Source organism: Microbacterium jejuense, from assembly GCF_039544225.1.
Classification (GTDB): Bacteria; Actinomycetota; Actinomycetes; order Actinomycetales; family Microbacteriaceae; genus Microbacterium; species Microbacterium jejuense.
Genome location: NZ_BAABLG010000008.1, coordinates 1 through 20,393, shown reverse-complemented (window position 1 = coordinate 20,393; position 20,393 = coordinate 1). Strand labels below are relative to the sequence as shown.

At 72.1% G+C, this 20,393-nt stretch carries 21 protein-coding genes and 1 pseudogene; 6 read left to right on the top strand and 16 right to left on the bottom strand.

The features are described from left to right. Positions 1–4 precede the first annotated feature (4 nt). A complete protein-coding gene (locus ABEA46_RS12750) occupies positions 5–655 on the top strand; it encodes a DUF1345 domain-containing protein (protein ID WP_345544930.1) in 651 nt (216 codons plus the stop codon). A gap of 27 nt (positions 656–682) precedes the next feature. Here ABEA46_RS12750 and ABEA46_RS12745 read toward each other — a convergent pair whose 3' ends face one another. From ABEA46_RS12745 to ABEA46_RS12725, 5 genes are all read right to left on the bottom strand, one after another. Then, positions 683–1,810 carry a fatty acid desaturase family protein gene (locus ABEA46_RS12745; protein ID WP_425563196.1) on the bottom strand — a complete coding sequence of 376 codons (1,128 nt, stop codon included), beginning with the start codon at positions 1,808–1,810 and terminating at the stop codon, positions 683–685. A gap of 145 nt (positions 1,811–1,955) precedes the next feature. Next, positions 1,956–2,159 (bottom strand): cold-shock protein, encoded by a 204-nt coding sequence (locus ABEA46_RS12740; RefSeq protein ID WP_345545731.1) that lies wholly within the window; start codon positions 2,157–2,159, stop codon positions 1,956–1,958. Between the two features lie 574 nt (positions 2,160–2,733). After that, on the bottom strand, positions 2,734–3,288 hold the full coding sequence (msrA, locus tag ABEA46_RS12735; RefSeq protein ID WP_345544929.1) for a peptide-methionine (S)-S-oxide reductase MsrA: 555 nt from the start codon (positions 3,286–3,288) through the stop codon (positions 2,734–2,736). Continuing rightward, positions 3,285–3,770, bottom strand: coding sequence for a peptide-methionine (R)-S-oxide reductase MsrB (msrB, locus tag ABEA46_RS12730; protein ID WP_345544928.1), 486 nt, complete (start codon positions 3,768–3,770; stop codon positions 3,285–3,287). Before msrB ends, msrA begins: the two co-directional genes overlap by 4 nt. Before the next feature lie 105 nt (positions 3,771–3,875). Continuing rightward, on the bottom strand, positions 3,876–5,378 hold the full coding sequence (locus ABEA46_RS12725) for a SulP family inorganic anion transporter (RefSeq protein ID WP_345544927.1): 1,503 nt from the start codon (positions 5,376–5,378) through the stop codon (positions 3,876–3,878). A gap of 128 nt (positions 5,379–5,506) precedes the next feature. Here ABEA46_RS12725 and ABEA46_RS12720 point away from each other — a divergent pair, with 128 nt between their 5' ends. From ABEA46_RS12720 to ABEA46_RS12710, 3 genes are all read left to right on the top strand, one after another. Next, positions 5,507–6,712, top strand: coding sequence for an MFS transporter (locus ABEA46_RS12720; RefSeq protein ID WP_345544926.1), 1,206 nt, complete (start codon positions 5,507–5,509; stop codon positions 6,710–6,712). A gap of 74 nt (positions 6,713–6,786) precedes the next feature. Beyond that, on the top strand, positions 6,787–8,802 hold the full coding sequence (locus ABEA46_RS12715; RefSeq protein ID WP_345544925.1) for an acyltransferase family protein: 2,016 nt from the start codon (positions 6,787–6,789) through the stop codon (positions 8,800–8,802). Positions 8,803–8,860: 58 nt separating this feature from the next. Further along, on the top strand, positions 8,861–10,810 hold the full coding sequence (locus ABEA46_RS12710) for a hypothetical protein (protein WP_345544924.1): 1,950 nt from the start codon (positions 8,861–8,863) through the stop codon (positions 10,808–10,810). Between the two features lie 12 nt (positions 10,811–10,822). Here ABEA46_RS12710 and ABEA46_RS12705 read toward each other — a convergent pair whose 3' ends face one another. Genes ABEA46_RS12705 through ABEA46_RS12695 form a run of 3 tightly spaced genes read right to left on the bottom strand, consistent with a single transcriptional unit; the run spans position 10,823 to position 13,994 of the window. Next, entirely contained in the window at positions 10,823–11,908 is a 1,086-nt protein-coding gene (locus ABEA46_RS12705; RefSeq protein ID WP_345544923.1) for a hypothetical protein, read from the bottom strand. A 5-nt stretch (positions 11,909–11,913) separates the two neighbouring features. Then, a complete protein-coding gene (locus tag ABEA46_RS12700) occupies positions 11,914–12,870 on the bottom strand; it encodes an ADP-ribosylglycohydrolase family protein (RefSeq protein ID WP_345544922.1) in 957 nt (318 codons plus the stop codon). A gap of 53 nt (positions 12,871–12,923) precedes the next feature. Further along, a complete protein-coding gene (locus ABEA46_RS12695; RefSeq protein ID WP_345544921.1) occupies positions 12,924–13,994 on the bottom strand; it encodes a hypothetical protein in 1,071 nt (356 codons plus the stop codon). A 28-nt stretch (positions 13,995–14,022) separates the two neighbouring features. Here ABEA46_RS12695 and ABEA46_RS12690 point away from each other — a divergent pair, with 28 nt between their 5' ends. Both ABEA46_RS12690 and ABEA46_RS12685 read left to right on the top strand, forming a co-directional pair. After that, complete coding sequence (locus ABEA46_RS12690; protein WP_345544920.1) at positions 14,023–14,280, top strand: hypothetical protein; 258 nt, start codon at positions 14,023–14,025, stop codon at positions 14,278–14,280. 4 nt (positions 14,281–14,284) lie between these two features. Beyond that, positions 14,285–14,629: a DUF2200 domain-containing protein gene (locus tag ABEA46_RS12685; protein ID WP_345544919.1), complete on the top strand. Its 345-nt coding sequence runs from the start codon at positions 14,285–14,287 to the stop codon at positions 14,627–14,629. A gap of 1 nt (position 14,630) precedes the next feature. On the opposite strand, the gene ABEA46_RS12680 is transcribed toward ABEA46_RS12685, so the two are convergent. The 8 genes and pseudogenes from ABEA46_RS12680 to ABEA46_RS12645 all read right to left on the bottom strand — a co-directional run. After that, the gene (locus ABEA46_RS12680; protein ID WP_345544918.1) at positions 14,631–15,050 is read right to left on the bottom strand and encodes a type II toxin-antitoxin system VapC family toxin; all 420 of its coding nucleotides are present in this window, start codon (positions 15,048–15,050) and stop codon (positions 14,631–14,633) included. Further along, entirely contained in the window at positions 15,047–15,334 is a 288-nt protein-coding gene (locus tag ABEA46_RS12675; protein WP_345544917.1) for a type II toxin-antitoxin system Phd/YefM family antitoxin, read from the bottom strand. The genes ABEA46_RS12680 and ABEA46_RS12675 overlap by 4 nt, the downstream gene beginning before the upstream one ends. Continuing rightward, positions 15,328–16,302, bottom strand: coding sequence for a hypothetical protein (locus ABEA46_RS12670; RefSeq protein WP_345544916.1), 975 nt, complete (start codon positions 16,300–16,302; stop codon positions 15,328–15,330). The genes ABEA46_RS12675 and ABEA46_RS12670 overlap by 7 nt, the downstream gene beginning before the upstream one ends. Positions 16,303–16,500: 198 nt before the next feature. Further along, positions 16,501–16,965: pseudogene (locus ABEA46_RS20395) on the bottom strand (IS1096 element passenger TnpR family protein); the annotation flags it as partial. Positions 16,966–17,075: 110 nt separating this feature from the next. After that, positions 17,076–17,873, bottom strand: a complete 798-nt coding sequence (locus ABEA46_RS12660; RefSeq protein WP_345544914.1) for an FAD:protein FMN transferase — start codon at positions 17,871–17,873, stop codon at positions 17,076–17,078. Beyond that, the gene (locus ABEA46_RS12655; RefSeq protein WP_345544913.1) at positions 17,870–18,445 is read right to left on the bottom strand and encodes an FMN-binding protein; all 576 of its coding nucleotides are present in this window, start codon (positions 18,443–18,445) and stop codon (positions 17,870–17,872) included. The genes ABEA46_RS12660 and ABEA46_RS12655 overlap by 4 nt, the downstream gene beginning before the upstream one ends. A 41-nt stretch (positions 18,446–18,486) precedes the next feature. Next, the gene (locus tag ABEA46_RS12650) at positions 18,487–19,899 is read right to left on the bottom strand and encodes a ferredoxin reductase family protein (RefSeq protein ID WP_345544912.1); all 1,413 of its coding nucleotides are present in this window, start codon (positions 19,897–19,899) and stop codon (positions 18,487–18,489) included. A gap of 30 nt (positions 19,900–19,929) precedes the next feature. Further along, on the bottom strand, positions 19,930–20,393 hold a 464-nt coding region (locus tag ABEA46_RS12645; protein ID WP_345544911.1), incomplete at its 5' end, for a hypothetical protein.

Here is a 20,393-nt window from a genome sequence, read left to right as displayed (position 1 = left end):
GGGGGTGCATGTGGTCTGGGCGGTGATCGTGCGGGTCGTGGACCTGCTGGTGCAGCTCGCCCTCATCTGGCTCGGCCTGGTGGTCTTCTTCGCCGACGACGATGCCGGGACCGTCCTCGCCCTCGCGGGGTGGTCCGCGCTGGGCGCGCTGTACTGGCTCGCCTCGGTGATCGCGGTGGCGGTGACCGTCCGACGGCCGCACGACGCGGCGCCGCGCTGGGTCGCACGGGTCGATCTGCATCCCGTCGTCAACGCCGTCACGGTGAGCGCGACGTTCCTCGCGAGCCTCGTCGGCATCATCGCGGCCACCGAGATCCTGCTGCTGCGCGACGACCCCGACTGGGCCGGGTGGGTGGAGCCGGTGGCCGTGTTCGCGATGCTGCTGTCGTGGGCGCTGTACCACTGGGGGTTCGCCCGCATCTACGAGCGCCGCTACCGGCGGGCGGTCGTGCCGCCGCTGGTCTTCCCCGGCAGCGGCACCCCGCGCCTGGCCGACTTCGTCTACTTCGCGTTCACCAACGCCACGAACTTCTCGGTCTCGGACGTCCAGGTCATGACCACGCGCATGCGCTGGAGCGTGGTGTGGCACACCACGACCAGCTTCTTCCTCAACGCGCTGATCATCGTGCTCGCCTTCAGCACGATCATCAACTGAGGATCGCGGATGCCGCGCCCGACCGGTTCAGGCCTTCCGGTAGGTGGCCACGACCGGGCAGTCGAACGGATCTCGCGCCGCGAGGCCCACCCGGTTGAGGTAGTCGATGACGATGCCGTACGAGCGCCACAGCGACGTCTCGGCGTAGGGGACTTCCAGCGTGCGGCAATGGTCGATCACGATCGCACGCGCGCGGGCGAGGTGCGGGCGCGCCATGCTCGGGAACAGGTGGTGCTCGATCTGGTAGTTCAGGCCGCCCATGAGCCAGGTCGCCCACCAGCCGCCGGAGATGTTGCGCGAGGTCCGCACCTGCTTGCTGAAGAAGTCGAGCTTGGCGTCGGGGGCGATGACGGCCATCCCCTTGTGGTTGGGGGCGAAGGACGCACCCATGTACACGCCGAAGACGGCCAGCTGCACCCCCAGGAAGGCGAAGGCCATCCCGAGCGGGAGGAACACGAAGACGGGCGTCCACACCAGGGCGAACCGTGCGGCGAGCAGCCCCAGCTCGACGAAGCGGCCCTTCACCGGTGCGCGGCCGAACAGGTGCCGGAAGGCGAGGAAGTGCAGGTTGAGGCCTTCGAGCGTGAGCAGCGGGAAGAACAGCCAGCCCTGACGTCGGGTGATGAGGCGCTGCAGCCCGCGCGCCTGCGCGGCGTCGACGTCGAGGAACGAGATCGTGTCGACCTCGATATCGGGGTCCTTGCCTACGCGGTTCGGATTGGCGTGGTGACGCGTGTGCTTGTTCGCCCACCACGAGTAGCTCATGCCGACGACGCCGTTGCCGAGCAGTCGTGCGAGCCTGTCGTTCGCCGGTCCCGACGTGAGGATCTGCCGGTGCGCCGCCTCGTGCGAGAGGAAGGCGACCTGGGTGAACAGCACGCCGAGGGCGGCGGCGATGAGCAGCTGGAACCAGCTGTGGCCGAGAAGGACGAAGCCGGTGATCGCTCCGCCGAAGGCCAGGGCGATGGCGAGGCCGACGACCGCATAGAACCACGGTGCGCGGCGCATCAGGCCCGTCTCGCGGATGACCTGCGCGACGTCGGTGTAGGCGCGGGTGAGGGGCGGGAACTCCGTCGTCCCGGCGTAGGTCTGACGGACGGGGCCGAGCCGAGGCTCGAGGGCGGTGGAAGAGATGGGTGCACCTGTGGATTCGATCGGGACCGCGTTGGCCGTGAAAGCCAAGGGCGGATGCCGATCGCTGGTGCCAGGCTACGTGCACCGGTATGTCGCGGCCGGAATACACCGGACCTTGCCAGGTGATCGTCGGCCGGGGCACAGTGGCGCCCCGGCCGACGGGAGATCAGAGCGGGCGGATGTTGGCCGCCTGCATGCCCTTGGGGCCCTGCTCGGCGTCGAATTCCACCTTCTGGTCCTCGCGCAGCTCCTTGAAGCCGCTGCCGGTGATCGCGCTGAAGTGTGCGAAGAGATCGGCCGAGCCGTCATCGGGTGCGATGAAGCCGTAGCCCTTCTCGGAGTTGAACCATTTCACGGTGCCAGTGGCCATCGTGTCTTTCCTTTTGTTCTGTGGACCGCGTGTGCGGCCCGGGGTGCCGCTCCGACGTGTGCGGAGCGGGCGCAGGTGGGGCACACCGCGCGTACGGGAGCGCGGAGTGCGGGTGATGGATGCCGCCACGGCGTGCGCGGCGGCGGTGCGGTCGGCGAACACGCCGAGGCGCTCGCCGCGGGCACTGTGCGCCTCGAAGCCGCCGGCGACGATGTGGACGAAGCCGGCGTACTCGCCGGCCGACGTGGCGACGAAGACGTCGTGGTCGGCCTGGCGCCAGTCGAGCGGAGGATGAAGGGATACGGATGCAGGGTGAATGAGTGTCAAAACGTGTGGGTGCGCGGACGAGACGAGGACGTGGTCGTTCGCGGGAGTCGGAGGAAGGATGCGACCGCGGTGGCGGTGAGGCGTCGAGCGCTCTGGTCTCCGCAATGAGGCAGAGGAGATCGACGCGGCGGCCCGATCGGGCGACCGCAACCGTATCACAGCGAGCTGGACGGGCGCCTGCGCGTCGTGCCCGGAACGAGAGGATGCCGCGACCCGGCGGGCCGCGGCATCCTCTCGTCGTCCGGTGCTACGCCGTCGCGTCGGCGCGCTTGGGCAGGACCCAGCCGGCGCGCGGGAAGTGGCACGTGTACCCGTTGGGGTAGCGGATCAGGTAGTCCTGGTGCTCCGGCTCGGCCTCCCAGAACGGGCCCTCGGACTCGATCGTGGTGACGGCCTTGCCGGGCCACAGCCCTGAGGCGTCGACGTCGGCGATGGTGTCGCGGGCGACCTCGGCCTGCTCGGGGGAGAGCGGGAAGATCGCCGAGCGGTAGCTCGTGCCGATGTCGTTGCCCTGACGGTTCTTCGTCGACGGGTCGTGGATCTGGAAGAAGAACGCCAGGATGTCGCGATAAGACGTCTCGGCGGGGTCGAAGACGATCTCGACAGCCTCGGCGTGGCCGGGGTGGCGCTGGTACGTCGCGTGGGCGTTCTCGCCGCCGGTGTAGCCGACGCGGGTCGACTTCACGCCGGGCTGGCGACGGATGAGGTCCTCCATGCCCCAGAAACAGCCGCCGGCGAGGACAGCCGTCTCGGTGCCGGGGGTGCGGGTGATCTCTCCGGTGTCGAAGGGTCCGCTGGTCATGATGCGTTCTCCTGGTTCTCGGGATTCGGGTCGCTGAGTGTGTCGAAGCGGTCGAGGTAGTCGCCGTAGCCCTCGTCGTCGAGCGATGCGACGGGCACGAAGCGCAGTGCGGCCGAGTTCATGCAGTATCTCAGGCCTCCGGCATCCCGTGGGCCGTCCGGGAAGACGTGACCGAGGTGACTGTCGGCGCCCGCCGAGCGCACCTCGGTGCGGGGCATGAACAAGGACCGGTCCTTCTTGGTGGTCACCGCGTCGGGCTCGATGGGGCGGGTGAAGCTCGGCCATCCGGTTCCGCTGTCGTACTTGTCGGCAGACGAGAAGAGGGGCTGACCCGAAACGACGTCGACGTAGATGCCGGCCTCGTGGTTGTTCCAGTACTCGTTGCGGAACGCCGGCTCGGTGCCGTCGTCCTGCGTCACGCGATACTGCGCGGGGGTGAGGCGGCTGAGGGCCTCGGGGGTCTTGCGGTAGTCGTTGCTCACGATTCCTCCTGGTTCGACGCGGCTGGCTGCGGCGTCATGAAGAAGAACGGATGCCCGGGTGGTTTTGGTCCCGCGAGACTGGGAGCGCGCTGTGAGTTCTGGCGTTCAGGCCGAGCCGAGCTCGCCACTCAGTCGCCCATGGAACGCTGCTGCGGCATCCGACATGCCCTCGAGCTCGACAGCGATGCCGCGCTGCGCGTACTTCGTGACGATCGCGTCGAGGGCAGCGACAGTCGAGGCGTCCCACACGTGTGTGCGTGAGAGGTCGATCACGACGTGCGCCGGGTCGGCCGCGTAGGCGAACTGTGTGGTGAGGTCGTTGCTCGACGCGAAGAACAGCTCGCCGTCGACGCGGTAGCGGGCGGTGTCGCCGTCGAGCGTTCGGGTCACTGTCGTGAAGTGTGCGACCCGCCGGGCGAACAGCACCATCGCGGCCAGCACCCCGAGGATCACGCCCACGGCGAGGTTGTGGGTCCACACCGTCGCGACGACGGTGACGAGCATGACGGCCGTCTCGCTGAGCGGCATGCGACGCAGCGTCGACGGGCGGATGCTGTGCCAGTCGAAGGTCATCGCCGACACCACGATCATGACGGCCACGAGCGCCGCCATCGGGATGAGCCCCACGATGTCGCCGAGGGCCACGACGAGCACCAGCACCCAGACGCCGGCGAGGAACGTCGAGATGCGCGTGCGGCCGCCCGAGGTCTTGACGTTGATCATCGTCTGGCCGATCATCGCGCACCCGCCGGTGCCGCCGAAGAACGCCGACACGACGTTGGCGACGCCGAGGCCCCACGCCTCGCGGGTCTTGCGCGAGTGCGTGTCGGTGAGGTCGTCCACGAGCTTGGCGGTCATGAGCGACTCCAGCAGACCCACGAGCGCGGCGGCGAACGCGAACGGGGCGACGATCTGCAGCGTCTCCCAGGTCAGGGGCACCTGCGGGAGGAGCAGCTCGGGCAGGCTCCGGGGCAGTTCGCCCTGATCGGCCACGTTCGGCACCGACAGCCCGAACACGACGACGGCTGTCGTCAGCAGCACGATCGCGATGAGCGGTGCGGGGACGGCCCGGGTGATGTGCGGCCACACGAACAGGATGCCCAGGCCCGCCGCGACCAGCACGTACACCGCCCACGGCACGTCGATCAGCTGCGGCACCTGCGACAGGAAGATGAGGATCGCCAGCGCGTTGACGAACCCGACCATGACGCTGCGAGGGATGAAGCGCAGCAGGCGCGCGACGCCGAGAACGGCGAACAGCACCTGGATGAGGCCCGCCAGGGCGATCGTCACGATGAGGTAGTCCGAGCCGTACTCGCGCGCGACGGGCGCGATGACGAGGGCCACGGCGCCCGCGGCCGCCGTGATCATCGCCGGGCGCCCGCCGGTGAAGGCGATCACCACGGCGAGCACGAACGACGAGAACAGGCCGACCCGCGGGTCGACGCCGGCGACGACCGAGAACGCGATCGCCTCGGGGATCAGCGCGAGCGCGGTGACCAGGCCCGCGAGCACCTCGCGCGTCAGCAGCCGCGGGCTGCGCAGCGCCTGGAGCACGGTCGGGGTGATGCGGTAGCGGTCGGCGGGTTCGGCGGTGGCGGCGGACACGGGGACTCCTGTCGGGTGCGCGCCGATGCGCCGCAGAGGGGGAAGAGGGGTGGATGCCGCGACCCGCGCGGCCTCCACGACTCTAGTCGCGACGCGCCCGGGCTTGCGCGGGCGTACGCTCGAAGGCGATGTCGGCCGTCACGTTCACAGGGCATCTGCCCGGCGACCGGGCGTACCGGCGACTCATCGCGGGGCTGTTCTTCGCCGGCATCGCGACGTTCGCGCAGCTGTACTCGCCGCAGGCGGTGCTGCCGCTGATCGCGCAGGAGTTCGCCGTGCCGCCCGCGACGGCGGCGCTCGCCGTCTCGATGACGACGCTCGGGCTGGCGGCGACAGTGATCCCGTGGTCGGCGGTCGCCGATCGGGTGGGCCGCGTGCCGGCGATGGCCGCCGGCATCCTCGTCGCGACGGTGTTCGGGCTGCTCGCGCCGTTCAGCCCCGACATCGGCGCGCTGCTGGTGCTGCGCCTGCTCGAGGGCGTCGGGCTCGGTGCGGTGCCCGCGATCGCGCTCGCGTACCTCAGCGAAGAAGTGGATCCCGCCCACACCGCCGCCGCGGCGGGCAGCTACATCGCGGGCACGACGATCGGCGGGCTGGCAGGACGACTGATCGCGGGTCCGATCGGGGATGTCGCGGGCTGGGAGGCAGGTGTGCTCGCGGTCGCGGTGGTGTGCGCGCTGTCGGCTGTCGCCTTCCTCGTGCTCGTGCCGCGGGCGCGCGGGTTCGTGGCGCTGCGGCACCGCCCGCACCGGGGGCCCTCGCTCGCGCACCGCCTGGCCGAGAACCTGCGGTCGCGGCGGCAGCTCGCGCTGTACGCGCAGGGGTTCCTGCTCATGGGCGGGTTCGTCGCGCTCTACAACTACCTCGGCTTCGCGTTGACCGCGCCGCCGTACTCGATGCCGCACTGGGCCGTCAGCCTGCTGTTCCTCGCGTACCTGGCCGGAACGGTGGCCTCGCCGGTGGCCGGCGCGCTGGCGACGCGGTTCGGGCGATTCCCGGTGCTCGTGGCGTCGATCGTCGTGATGTCGGCCGGTGCGGCCCTCACGCTGCCGCCGTCGGTGCCGGTGATCCTCGTGGGGCTGCTGGTGTTCACGGCGGGATTCTTCGCGGCACATGCCGTCGCTTCGGGCTGGGCCCCGGTCGCCAGCGTCGCCGACGCGCGGGCCCAGGCGTCGTCGCTGTACTACCTGGGGTACTACGCCGGGTCGAGCCTGTTCGGGTGGGCGCTCGGGTTCGTGTTCGCCGCGATGGGGTGGGCCGGTATCGCGGTCGCCGTGCTGGTGCTCATCGCGCTCGCCGCCCTCATCGCGGTGCTCTGGCTGCGTTCGGCCTAGACCCGGATACGTGACGGCCGTGCCGTCCGTCAAGGGGGTGTCCGCCCCGGACGACCGCGCCTAGAGTCGCTCGGGTGGTGGACCGAGCCCGCGCCCAGCCCGACCACTCGGGTTTTCGCGCCGATATCCAGGGACTGCGTGCGATCGCGGTCGGGTCCGTCCTGCTCTATCACGCGGGTGTGCCGTTCCTCCCCGGCGGCTACGTCGGCGTCGACGTCTTCTTCGTGATCTCGGGCTTCCTCATCACCTCGCACCTGCTGGAGCAGCTCCGCGCGCACGGCCGGGTGAGGTTCGGCCAGTTCTACGCGCGCCGGGCCCGCCGCATCCTGCCCGCTGCGTTCGTCGTGCTGCTGCTCACCGTGGCGGCCGCGATCATCTGGTACCCGCCGCTGCTCATGAAGGACGTGTGGGCCGCCGCCGTCGCGACGGCGCTGTACGTGCCGAACTACTTCTTCGCGCTCGCCGACTCGGACTACCTGGCCGAATCCTCCAATCCTTCGCTCTTCCAGCACTACTGGTCGCTCGGCGTCGAGGAGCAGTTCTACCTGGTGTGGCCGGCGCTGCTGGCCCTCATCTGGGTCGCGGTGCGGTCGCGACGCGCGCTGCTCGGCGTGCTGATCGGGATCGTCGCGGCATCGTTCGCCGCCTGCGTGTGGCTCACGTTCACGGCGCAGCCATGGGCGTTCTTCTCGCTGCCGGCGCGCGCATGGGAGCTCGGCGTCGGGGGCCTCACCGCCGTGCTGCTGCAGCAGCGGCGACGCATCATGGGCGAGAGATGGGCGCCGATCGTCGGATGGACGGGGATCGCGGGGGTGGCGGCATCCATTCTGCTCTTCTCGTCGGAGACGACGTTCCCGGGTGTGGCCGCTGCCCTGCCGGTGCTGGGCACGGCGGCCGTCATCGCGGCCGGCGCGACCCGCCGCGGGCCCACACGCATGCTGTCGACGAAGGGCATGGTGCTGATCGGCACGATCTCGTACTCGCTGTACCTGCTCCACTGGCCGGCGCTCGTGCTGCCGGGCGCCCTCGTGCCGGGGCCGGTGCCGCTGTGGGCGACGCTGCTCATCGCGCTGGCGTGCGTGCCGGCGGCCTGGCTGCTGTACCGCGGCGTCGAGGATCCGGTGCGACGGGCACCGGTGCTCACGCGACGCCGGGCGCGGGTCACGCTCGTCGGCGCGGTGGCCGGCTCGCTCGCCTGCCTGGGCGTCGCGAGCGCCGCCTACGCCGTCGTCGACACGCGCACGCTGCACGACGAGCGCGCCGCATCGGGCACCGTCATCACCCAGCTGCCCAGCGGCACCGACTTCGTGCCCGACAACCTGGCGCCCGACCTGCGCGATGCGCGCGAGAGCCTTCCGGCGGTGTACGACGACGGCTGCATGCGCGGCATCGCCGCCACCGACGCCCGCGGCTGCCGCTACGGCGACCCCGGCGCACCGCGTATCGTGCTGTTCGGCGACTCGCACGCGGCGCAGTGGTTCCCCGCGCTGCAGCGGTTCGCGAAGGCCGCCGGGTACTCGATCGAGGTGCAGACCAAGAGCTCGTGCCCGGCCGCCGACATCGAGACCCTGCGCCGCGGCGCGCCGTACCCGCAGTGCGCGCAGTGGCGGGACGCCGTGATCGAGCACCTCAACGCCGACCCGCCCGCGCTGGTGGTGATGGCCACCTACACCGGCGCCGAGGTCGCGCCGGGCGTCGCCGACGACGAGAAGGCCTGGGATGCCGCCTACGGACGCACCCTCGACGCCCTGCACGCGCCGACCGCGGTGATCGCCGACACTCCGGATCTGCGCGAGGATCCGGCGCCGTGCCTGTCGGCGCACCTCTCGGACGCCGATGCGTGCGGGCAGCCGCGGTCGGTCGCTCTCGCGGGTGACGCGCGGGCCGCGGAGGTCCGCGCGACCGCGGCGCGCGGCATCCCGCTGCTGGACCTGAACGGCTACCTGTGCGATGCCGAGCGGTGCCCGCCGATCCTCGGCAACACCCTCGTGTACCGCGACTCGCATCACCTCACCGCGGCGATCAGCGCCGATCTGTCGGGCGTGCTCGGCGAGGCGCTGAGACCGCTGCTCCCGGCGGCAGGTCGCTGACCCGCGGCCGTCGGCGGGACCGGTAGGTTCGGAATCCCTGGGACGCCGAGGAGGGCGCGTGGCCGAGCACGTTCGCACCACCGCAGAGGCCGCCGCCCTGGCCGGCCGCATCCTCGGCGCGAGGGACAAGCCGCTCGTCGTGCTGTCGACCGATCCCGCGACCGACGGGTTCGTGATCGACGTGCACGACGTGGAGTCGGGCACCCTCGGCGTGGCCGACCTCGTGCTGATCCACACCGGCGACCTCACCCGCACCCTCGCGGCGCACCTTCCCGACCGCGCGCAGGTGTACGGCGGAGCGGGGCGCTCCTACCCCGTCGACTTCGGCGCCGACCCGGACTGGCGGCGCTCGCCGCTGCGCTTTCCGGGTCCGCGTGCCGCCACGGCGCTCGTCGGCGACGTGCTCACCCACGCGAACGCCGCGCAGCTGTTCGCCCGCAAACCGGCGTCGCGCCGGGTCGCGGTGACCGGTGTCGTGCAGGGGTTCGCCGGAGACGAGCGCGCCCTCGTCGCCACCGACGGCCACGGCCCCGCGACGATCTCGCGCGAACTGACGTATCCGCCGTTCCCGTTGGACTGGGTGCTGCACCGCGGCCAGCGCGTCGCCGGCATGCTCGATCTCGACGATCACCGGCTGCTGGTCACCGAGCCCGAGCCCGAGCTTGCCGCGCTGATGGCGGCGTTCCCGCACCACAGCGTGACCCTCGCGTTCGTCACGAAGGTCACCGCGGCGCGCGCGACCGTGCTGCTGCACCCCGCCGTGGAGTTCACGGTGCGCCGCGACGACGTCTCGAAGAACCCGCTCGACACCGTGGACCTGCTGCTGGCCGAAGGGGACGTCGTCGCCGTGCGCGTGCTGCACCTCTCGGACGGCACCATCCACCTGAGCCTGTACGACGTCGATGACGACGAGCCGATCGTGGCGCCGCTCGCGTTGACGACCGGCGGGCGTCCGTGGCTCGAAGCCGGCCGGGCGCTGCCGCCGGAGGACGCCGACACGCACGGCGAGCTCGCGGCCCTGGAGCGGCGCGCCCCGGTCCCGGGGGCGGTGCCCGCCGCTGCGGCACGGGAGGTCGTGGCGGCGGAGGCCGTGCCGCCGGAGCCTTCTGCACCGGAGGGTGAGGCCGCCGCGGCGCCGGCCGCCGAGACCGCGGCCGGAGCGGCGCCCGGGGCGGGGGCAGCCACCGCAACGTCCCGTCCGGTTCCCGGTCCCGGGATGCGGCCCGCGATGCCGCACTCCGGGGCGGCCGTCGAATCGGCCGACGAGCACGTGGCGGCCGCCGAGCGCCCGGGGGCACACGGGTCGGCCCTGCGCTCGACGCAGCGGGCGCTCGACACCGCGCGCGCCGAGATCTCGGTGCTCAAGGCGCGCCTCGCCGAGGCGGGCGCGGACGATTCCGCCGCGAACCGCCTGCGTGCGCGCGCCACGGCGGCCGAGGCCCGGCTGAAGGATGCGCTGGTCGGCCGCGCCGAGCTGGAGCTGCGGGTGCGCGAGCTCAAGGAGCAGCAGCGCGCCAGCACGCAGGCGCTGCGCTCGGCTCGCAAGGCTGTGGCGGTCCCGCCGACCCCCTCCGACGACCGTGCGGCCCGCCGCAGCCGCTGGAGCACCGACGAGGCGTGGGTGCGCCACGAGATCTACTTCGCCTGGGTCGACCGCGTCGAACCCGCCGAGCGCGCCGACCGACCGCTCGGCGACTACGTCGTCGGGCCCCGGTTCGCGGACTCGCTCACTGCGCTGGACGACGGCCAGTTCGACAAGGCGATGAGAGCCGCGGTGGATGCCGCGACCGGCCGCATCCGTGAGATCCCGGGCCGGGAGGCGCACCTGCTGCGCACCGGCGACGGCGCCGGCGACCCGCCCACTGTGCGCGCGAGCGACGGCGCCAAGTGCTGGCGGGCGTACATCGAGCAGAGGACGGCGCAGGCGCGCCGCATCCACTACTGGGTCCTGCCGGGCGGAGGCGTCGAACTCAGTCGCATCGTCACGCACGACGACGTGCAGCCGTAACGACTCGTCGTGTCAGGGGATGAGCCCGAAGGCGTCGTCGAGCAGCGAGAACAGCCCGAACCCCGCGAGGGCCAGCCCCAGCACCAGCCAGATCCAGTGCACCCGCTCGGTGAGACGGCGACCGGGCGCCGCGACGCCACGCGGTGGGCGGACGATGCGGGCGGAGTCCGTCGCATCGCGCACCACATGCGTCTCGCCGAGCCGGTCGTCGCGCCAGCGCTGCCACTGCGCGACCTGCGTGGTGAGGGCCTCGAGCGTCGCGAACAGCCACTCCCACACCTCGGGGTCGAGGGTCGACAGATCGCGGCGCGCGTACAGCAGCAGCCGGTCGTCGACGATCTCGACGTCGAGGGCCGCTGCGTGGTCGATGAACCGGGCCATCACGTCGGGCGTGAACAGATACAGGGCGTCGCGTTCATAGCCGACCGGCGCATACAGCGAGAAGTGACTGTCGAAGTCGCCTTCCAGGCTCACGCGCTGGGCAGCGTCGAGCGACACCGGGAGGTTCGAGACCCGCAGCGAGTCATTGCTCGTCGCGTCGAGCACGAGATGCGGCAGGGTGGTGCCCAGGCGCACCGACGCGAACCCCCAGCGATGGGTGCGGCGGTCCTTGCCACTGCCGGTCGTGAACGTCTGGTTGCCGACGGCGAGGCCGCCGGCATCCCTCACCACGTCCCAGGCCACCTGCCCGTCGCGGGCGTCGAAGATCATCTCCGGCAGGTCGAGGTCGCGGTCGACGGGGGCGTAGGTCAGCCGGTTGGCCGCGGCGAAGCGTGACAGCCGGTACTGACGCCGACCGCTGCGGCGACGCAGATCCGCGGCGACGGTGCTGCCCGTCACGACGATCACCCCGACGGCGACGACCAGCGCGCCGGCCGCGACGACGGCATCGTCGGTCGACACCTCGCCGGTGCCCAGCAGCAGCCACGCGAAGATCCCGGCGAGGAACAGCGACGACGCGGTCAGCGTGACGGCGGGCCACCAGATCGCGCGCAGGGTTCCCCGGATCTCGGCGGGCAGGGTCTCGCGGTATGCGGCGAGGGCGTCCCGATCGACCGGCCCCGTCAACGCCGACGTGTCGAGGGTCGCGGCAGGCATGCTCCTCACGGCACGGACACCGTGACGGCGGCGCGGGCCAGGCGCTCGAGCTCGTCGGCGCCGATCCCCGGCCAGCCGTGCAGGATCGCACGCCAGTCCTCGGGGAGCGCCGACGCACCCCACACCGCACCGGCGAGGGCTCCCGCGATCGCGGCGACGGTGTCGGTGTCCAGGCCGCCGCGCACGGCGCGTTCGAGGGCGTCGACCAGCGATGCGGCGCCGGCGACCGCGCACAGCGCCGCCTGGAAGGCGAGCACCACCCAGCCGTTGCCCTGCGCGAAGTCGCGGGGATGACGACCCGGCACCAGTGCCTCGTCGATGAGCTGCGCCCAGCGGGCCCGCCGCTCGGTGGGGATCCGCTCCAGCCCGGCGCGGACGTCCGGCTCACCCGTGAGGATCGCGTGCCGGATCGCGAGGCACCACAGCGCGCAGGCGTCCAGGTTGTCGTCCTCCCAGTGCGTCAGGCGCGCGACGCGTCCCGCGGCGGCGGCCAGTTCGGCGGGGGATCGCCCGACATACCCGAGCGCGACCGGGCCGGTGCGCATCAGCGAGCCGTTGCCGCCGCTGCGGCCGGTGGCCTCGTGGACGGCGCGCGCGGCGGAGGTCGCGGCATCCGCCGACGTCTGCCCGGCGAGCAGCCCGAACACGTGGCGGGTCTGCGCGCCCACGTCGAGCGAGGTCTTCGACCAGTCCAGCCAGCGGGCGACGACTCCCGAGAGGGTGGCCGGATCTTCGAGCGCCTCGTGCCGCGACAGGGCTTCGAGGAGGGGAACGGCCATGCTCGTGTCGTCGGTCCACTCGCCGACCTCGTGGCCGAAGTGCCCGCGGCCGAAGACCACCGGCGTGTCGTCAGGGAGCGACGGGCCGAACTCGTACTGCGAGCCGAGTGCGTCGCCGGCGGCCGATGCCAGGACGGCGCCCACGGCGCGATCGAGCTGGGCGGGCGTGAGGGCATCAGGCATGCAGGCATCCTGTCATGGGCGGCCGACGCTGCCTGTCGTGCGGCGCGGGTGCGTCAGATCGTCGGCTCGCCGGTCGGCGTGGGCGTGTGATCGGGCTCGGACGAGGGCACGGGCTCGGGCTCGGTCGAGCGGTGTGACCGGGTCACCGCCCACCGCAGCAGCAGGCCGAGGGCGGCGACCACGATCGCGACGAGGATCGGGCGCAGCGCGAGCTCGGGCATGAACAGCGCCATCTGGAACACGCCGACGGCGTAGTCGATCATGCCGCGCACGTCGTGTGCGAGTACGCGCGAGCCGGCCGCTGCCGAGACGCCCGTCATCCCCGCCGGGACGATCCACAGCAGCACAAGGCTCACGACCGCGGCCAGCACGCGGCCCACGGTGTTCACGCCTGCCCACGCGATCGACACCCCGACGAGCACGGGCGCCACCCACTGGAGTGCGGACGCGATGCCGATCAGCCAGTCCGGCCCCGTGAGCAGGAGCGGCCGGAGGAAGCCGCCCAGCCACGACGTGGCCGCGAGGGCTCCGATCGTCAGCCCGATGAGCGCGCCGCCGCGGGGCGCGAGAGCGATGAGCGCCAGCGCTCCCGCACCGAGCAGGAGCGACAGGACGCACACCGCGACGAGGGCGCCGAGGTACAGCGCGGACTCGGACCGCTGCTGCAGCCCGGCGCTCACGAGGGCGGCGGACTGGGCGATCGCCACGATCTGGGCCAGCAGCACCGCGCCGCCGAGCACGGCGATACCGCCGCGCGCGAGTCGTGGCCGCAGCGCCCGCGCGACGATTCCCGCGACCACGGAGCCCACCACGATCAGCGCGAACAGGTCGGTCAGGTAGTACTGACTGAACGGCAGCAGCGCGACCGGCATCGCGTCGGGGCCCGGAGAGGCCGCCCACAGGTTCTGCAGCGGCAGCCTCATGCCGGTGGCGAGCCAGGGGAGCAGTCCGACGAGGAAGGCGCCGAGGCCGATGAGTCCGCATGCCCACAGCGGCACGCAGCGGCCGGCGTCGGACGTGAGGGTGGTGACGTCGTTCCCGGTCGCGGGTACGGCTCCGGTCATCAGCTTCGACTCCGATCTGCCGCCGGCCGCGCCGACGGTGCGGGTCAGCCTAGCGCGCACCGGGTCGATACTGTCGGACTGGTCCGGAATGGATGCTGACAAGCTGCCCGGGCACGTCCTGCTGGACCTGTGGCATGTGAACGGCCCGACGTTCGTGGGCGACACATGGGGCGAAGAGCCCGGTGGCTGGGTGTTCGGCAGCGGCTTCCCGGTGCAGACGCCCGAGGCGACGATGCTGCAGCTCGTGGCGGCCCCGCTCGACAACGCCGCGCGGTCGCGCATCGCGTGGGGCAAACGCCGCGGCGATCGTCCCGTGACCGGATGCCGGCACCCGGAGCTACCCTGAGGACATGCACCGGATCTACTCGCTGCCGTTCGCGTCCGTGTACCCGCTGTACGTCACGAAGGTGGAGAAGAAGGGGCGCACGACCGCCGAGCTGGACGAGGTGATCGAGTGGCTCACCGGCTTCGACGACGCCGACCTGAAACAGCACCTCGACGAGCAGACGACGCTCGAGGACTTCTTCGACGACGCCGAGCTCAACCCGAACGCGTCGCTCATCACCGGGGTGATCTGCGGCATGCGCGTGGAGCAGATCGAGGATCCGCTCATGCAGAAGATCCGCTACATGGACAAGCTCGTCGACGAACTGGCGCGCGGCAAGGCGATGGTGAAGATCCTCCGCACCGCCTGAGTCAGCCGCGCGGATCGAGGTCCACGGGGTACACGATCTCGATCTCGGAGATCGAAGGCGGAAAGTCCTTCCGATTGTTCGTCACGAATCTGTCGGCGCCCGCGGCGATCGCTGTCGCGAGATGCGCGGCATCGGCAGCTCGCAGGCCATGCTCCGTCGCCAGGACGAGCGCCAGCCGCGCGGTCGGCTCGTCGAGTGGACGCAGATCCAGCCGGCTGAGCACGCTGAGCAGTGCGGCGACCTCGTCGGAGCCCGGATCGTCGCGGAGAGGCTTCGCCAGCACCTCAGTGAGCAGCAGCACCGAGCCGACGCGAGCAGCTTTCTCATCGAGCAGCAGGCGCAGCACGGGACGACCCAGCGGATGGCCATCGCTCGCCGCATAGATCAGCACATCTGCGTCGAACGCGGTGGCGGCCGTCACCGACCCGACCTCGAAGCGCGCACCTCGTCGATGAGCGCTTCAGATCGCGAGGAGTCGATGGCGGCCGTGCGCAGTTCTTCCGTGCGTGCGGCGTCCAGCCGGGATCCGAGTTCGTCAGCGCGTTCCCACGCGCGCGGTGCTCGTCGTGCGCGCAGCGCGTCCGGGTTGACGAGCACCGCGACCACGCGTCCATGGCGGGTGATCGCGACCTCTTCGCCATGTGCGACGCGATCAAGCTGGGCCGGGAGTGTCTGTCGGGCGGTGCTTGCGCTGATCGTCACCATGTATCCGATTGTACGTAATCGTACATAGCCGTACCATCAGTTCTCGGATCACCGAGCGACGCTGCGAGCGTCGCGCGCGCGAACTCGCGCAGGGTCGGCGGGATGATCCACGACCCGTCGCTCTGCTGCGTCAGTCCGAACGCGACGAGGACCTCGATCATCGGGCTGACCTCGTCGAGGAGCCGGGCCAGATCGGCCTGGTGCCGGTCGACAGGATCGGCCTTCGCCGGCCGCGGGTCCAGGGGACCCCACCGCACGTCGTAGCCGTCCAGCCAGTCCTGCGGAACCCCGCTCTCGTAGTGGTCGAGACTCGACAGCACCGGCTCAGCGCCGTCCGCACGCGCTGCGTCGGACGCTCGCCGCACCGACTCCGTGACGAGATCGTGCCACGAGCCGGTGCCCGACGCCGCGCACTCGCACCGTGAGGCGCAGTCGGTGTACCGGTCCTCGTGCCAGTACGGGGGCCGCGTCGCGGCGGACACGGCCGAGATCAACGCATACGCGTGGGCGATCTCACGCATGCCGGTATCGGATCCGAAGCTGCCGTCCGCGATCGACAGGAGCAGGAGGTCGCGAGCAGCGCCCGACGTCGTCCGCTCGTCTCGCAGAGCCTTCGCGAGCGAAGACCAGAGGGTGGGCGCCGTGGCTGCCGACACGAGGAGCTGCTTCTTCGCGCGCAGCCGGCCCCGCCGTGAGTACACGAGCTGCAAGCGTTTCGCGGCGACGAGCACCTCGTGCAGCCGGGTTTCGTCGACATCGAGGACGGCGGCCGCATCCGTCAGGAAGGACGGCTCGATCGCGCCCGCCTGCAGCGGAATGCCATCAGCCCCGGCATGCAGAAGGAACCAGCGGAACACGCGCACGAAGTCCTCCGTCTCGGCCGATGTCACCACACTCGGCAGGCCGAGTCCCGCGAGGGCGACGCGCCTTCGGGCGCCCGCCTGTGCGGAGGAGGGGAGCCGCACCACGAAGGGGAGCGTCGGACCCGATGGCCCGGAGGCAGAGACCTCGACGTCGGCCGGCCAAGGGCCGCACCCGTCGTCCGACCCATCCTCACCGTCCGACGAGTCTGATCCCGCATCGGCCCACGGCCCCCTCAGCCACGCGGCGTGATCGCGGAACGCCTCATGGTCGGGGTGAGCGGGGTTACCGAGCGCAGCCACGATCACCGCGTGCTCATAGTCGCCTTTCGAACACGGCAGCGGCGCGCGGCCTCCGCCCGCGAGCACACGGCACGGCGGCTCGGTCGCCGGTACGACGTCATCGATTCCCGGTGTGATGAGTACCGCCCAGCCGCCTGTGCACGTATGGCGGAGGACCAATGCGCCGTTGCGCTCGAGCGTCACTCCGATCCGCGCGGTCCGATCGTCGATCACCGTGGGGTCCCGGAGGTCGATCATCGTCCACCGGTCTCCCCAGCGCCTTGTCGGGTGCGTTCGCGACGGGCCGGCGACGCCCGCCGTGAAGACGTGACGGTCGCACCGAGGGCCGCCCAGAACGGCGACGACCAGCTGGTGCAGCTCGCCGAGCGTGGCCTCCCGGTCGACTGCGACCTCGCGCCAGACGGCGGGATCATGGTCGCCGAGTGTGAGTCGAAGGTGGACGACGTGTCGCAGCGAAGGTGAGCGCATGCGTTGAAACTAGGCGTCGCATCGCGCCTATGGCCGGGCTGATCCCCGAACCGTGGACAGCCCGTCTGCCGGCTCCGATGTGGAGGAGGCGCGATGGCGCACCGCCTGAGTCAGCCGGCGATGCTCGCGCGCACCTGCACCTCGACGCCGTCCAGCCAGCGGCGGATGCGGCCGGTGTCGTCGACGAGCAGGCCGGTGGAGCGACCGGCGCGCGAGATCCACGAGAGGTCGTCGGGCCCGGCCACGACGGCCGCGGTGGCCCACACGTCGGCGTGGGCCAGGCCGGCGACCGCGACCGTCGCCGACACGACACCGGTCGCCGGCGTGCCCGACCGCGGGTCCACGATGTGCGCGCCGCGCTCGGCCGTGCCTGAGGTGGCGACGGCGCCGTCGCGCACCGGCAGTGTGGCGAGCACGCGCGAGCGGTCGGCGGGATCGACGATGGCGACGTTCCACACCCAGTCCGCGGCGGGAGCGGTGAGCAGCTGAAGGTCGCCGCCCGCGTTGATCCCCGCCGCGAGAACCCCGCGCTCCGTGAGCAGGGGTGCGAGGTGCCGGTGCGCCGCGCGCTCGACCGACCAGCCTTTGACGAATCCCGTCGGGTCGAACACCCCCGCCCACCAGGCGGTGAAAAGCCCGCCGGTGTCGGCCTCGGCCCGCGCACACGCCTCGGCGACCTCGGCGACCCAGGGTGAGGCATCCGTCATCGCCAGCTCGCCGCGCGCGATCCGCAGCACGTCGGAGTCGTCCCGGTACGGCGAGAACACCCGGTCGACGAATCGCAGCTCATCGAAGCACGCGGCCACGGCGGCCTCGAACGCCGTGCGGTCCGGATCGCCGACCACATGGATGCTGATCGCCGTGCCCATGATCTCGGCGACCTCGACGAGGCGGGGTGGCCGGCTCATGAGCGGGCCTGGTCCAGCGCACTCTGCAGAGACGTGAGATAGCCCTCGCTGGTGTATGTCGCGCCCGAGACCATGTCGATGTCGGCGGACTGGGCCTGCGTCGTCTCGGCGATCAGCGTGGGCAGCGCCCGCGTGTTGATCTGGCGATCGCGCGGATTCGTCGACGGGTACTCGGGCACCTGCACGTCGGTGATCGCTCCGCCCGACACCGTGATCTGCACCTGCACCGGCCCGAAGCGCGTGTCGGCCGCGCTGCCGGTGTAGGTGCCGTCGACCAGTCCCGAAGAAGACGCGGATGCCGCACCCGAGCCGGCATCGGCGGCACCGGAGCCGGTGGCGCCCGAACCCGTGCTGCCCGAGTCCGCGGCGCCCGAGTCGGTCGTGCCCGAATCCGTGCTGCCCGAGTCGGTCGCCCCGGGGGTCGCCGAACCCGAGGTGCCCGTGCTCGCGGAACCGGACGATGACGTGTCGGCCGCGACGGGCGTCATCTGCTCGACGTGGGACGTGCGGTAGCTGAACAGCAGCACCAGGCCGCTGACCGTGGCGAGCACGGCGTAGACGATCTTCTTCATCGCAGGCTCCTGGTCTCTTCTCGCGCGGGTCGGACGATGTCTCACAGGTCGAACGATTCGGTGTGGATGCGGGCGGCCGGGACTCCGGCCGCACGGAGGTCGTGGACGACCGCGGCCATCCACGCCGGCGGCCCGCAGACGAACACGTCGTACGCGTCGAGGTCGGGCGCGAGGAACCGGATCGCCGCCGGGCCGCTCCATGCGGCGTGCGATTCCGGCAGCCACGGCGCTCCGGCGCCCGCGCGCGGCCCGTCGAGGGGCACGTGGCGCACGCCACGCGTGCCGACGAGCTGCCGCACGGCGTCGCGGCGGAGCGCGGCCCCCGGCGTGGAGTCGCGCGTCACGAGGGTCGCTTCGCCGGCGGCGTACGGCTCGGACTCGAGCAGCGACACGAGCGGCGCGACGCCCGCGCCGGCGCCCATCAGCAGCAGCTTGGCGCCGCGGCGCTGGCCGCCGGTGAGATGCCCGTACGGTCCTTCGACGAGGACGCGCGTGCCGGGGCGGAGCGTCGCGAGCCGTGCGCTGCCGTCGCCGACGACGCGCGCCGAGAGCTGCAGCTCGCCGTCGCCGGGTGCGCCCGAGAGCGAGAACGGGTGGCCGCGCGTCCAGCCGGGGCCGTCGACGAATCGCCACACGAAGAACTGCCCCCCGCGCGCCGAGGGCGCCGTCGCACGGCGTCCGCGCACGCGCACGGTCACGCCCTCCGCGCCGTCCTCCGTCACGGCCGCGACGCGCAGATCGTGGCGCCATGAGCGGGCGAGCGGCAGGGCGAGGCGGAACACCACGACCGCGGCGGCCGCGAGCGCCCACAGCGCCCACCAGTAAGCAGCCGCCCACGGCGTCGCCGTGAAGTCCGCGCCTGCCCACAGCTGGTGGGGGAGCGCGATGCCCACGCCGACATACGCGTACAGATGCAGCAGATGCCACGACTCATAGCGCAGGCGGCGGCGCGCGCGACGGATGGACGTGATCGTGACCCCGATGAGCAGCAGTGTTCCGGCGGCGGCGAGCAGGACGCCCGGGTAGTCCCACACGAACTCCCACAGCTGCACGAAGGGGTTGAGCCGCGCGACGGCGGCGTACCCCGCGACGATCAGCACGATGTGGGCGAGCATCAGCCAGAACGACCAGAAGCCCGCGAGCCGATGGGCCCGGGTCAGTGCGTCATGGCCGAAGCCGCGTTCGAACAGCGGCACGCGCGCCATCAGGAGCACTTGGTACAGCATCAGGTTCGCCGCGACGAGACCGAACAGGCGACCGGCGGCCGTGAGCGCCTCGCCGCCGCCGGCGAGCATCGCGTCCACGCCGCCGCCTGAGACCCACAGGGCGACGACGAACAGGCTCGTCAGCCAGACGACGACGATCGCACCCGCATTCCAGGCGGCGGCGCGCCGGGCGCCCGTCGGCAGGAACGGTCGGGGCTGCGCGGCCGGTGCGGGTGCGATCGTCGCCATGTCGGGCTCCTTCGGGGGAATCGGCGCGGGTCAGGAGCCGCTGGAACCCGTGCCGGAGGCGGAGTCGGAACCGGAGTCGGAGTCGGAGCCCGACCCGGAGTCGGAGTCCGAGCGCGGGCCGCGCTGGTCGCCGCCCTGGCCGCGGTCGCCACCGGGGCCGCCGTCGGGGAACCCGCCGCCCGGTCCGCCGCCCTGGCGGTCCGAGTCGTCGCCGGGGAATCCGGGCATGTCGCCGTTCTGGCTCCAGCCGGCGGGGCCGGAGTGCGGCTGCGTGCTCGCGACGGCCCACCCGGCGCCGAAGCCGCCGCCGAGGAGCAGGACGGCGGCGACCGCGGCGCCGGTGGTCTTGACCCACGTGCGCCGCAGGAACGGCTGCTTCGGGGTGGCCGGTGCCGCGGTCTCGGCGGCTGCCGCGGGCGCGGCGGCCGGGGCCGCGTCGTTCGCCGCAGGCGCGGCGGGGGCGGGCACGGGCGGCTGCGGCGGCAGCGGCGTCG

What these genes read in the sequence shown, in the direction of transcription:
- ABEA46_RS12740 (WP_345545731.1), bottom strand. Translation starts at nt 2,159, where the DNA reads ATGGCCACTGGCACCGTGAAATGGTTCAACTCCGAGAAGGGCTACGGC.
- msrA (WP_345544929.1), bottom strand. Translation starts at nt 3,288, where the DNA reads ATGACCAGCGGACCCTTCGACACCGGAGAGATCACCCGCACCCCCGGC.
- ABEA46_RS12720 (WP_345544926.1), top strand. Translation starts at nt 5,507, where the DNA reads ATGTCGGCCGTCACGTTCACAGGGCATCTGCCCGGCGACCGGGCGTAC.
- ABEA46_RS12705 (WP_345544923.1), bottom strand. Translation starts at nt 11,908, where the DNA reads ATGCCTGCCGCGACCCTCGACACGTCGGCGTTGACGGGGCCGGTCGAT.
- ABEA46_RS12700 (WP_345544922.1), bottom strand. Translation starts at nt 12,870, where the DNA reads ATGCCTGATGCCCTCACGCCCGCCCAGCTCGATCGCGCCGTGGGCGCC.
- ABEA46_RS12690 (WP_345544920.1), top strand. Translation starts at nt 14,023, where the DNA reads ATGGATGCTGACAAGCTGCCCGGGCACGTCCTGCTGGACCTGTGGCAT.
- ABEA46_RS12685 (WP_345544919.1), top strand. Translation starts at nt 14,285, where the DNA reads ATGCACCGGATCTACTCGCTGCCGTTCGCGTCCGTGTACCCGCTGTAC.
- ABEA46_RS12675 (WP_345544917.1), bottom strand. Translation starts at nt 15,334, where the DNA reads ATGGTGACGATCAGCGCAAGCACCGCCCGACAGACACTCCCGGCCCAG.
- ABEA46_RS12660 (WP_345544914.1), bottom strand. Translation starts at nt 17,873, where the DNA reads ATGAGCCGGCCACCCCGCCTCGTCGAGGTCGCCGAGATCATGGGCACG.
- ABEA46_RS12655 (WP_345544913.1), bottom strand. Translation starts at nt 18,445, where the DNA reads ATGAAGAAGATCGTCTACGCCGTGCTCGCCACGGTCAGCGGCCTGGTG.
- ABEA46_RS12650 (WP_345544912.1), bottom strand. Translation starts at nt 19,899, where the DNA reads ATGGCGACGATCGCACCCGCACCGGCCGCGCAGCCCCGACCGTTCCTG.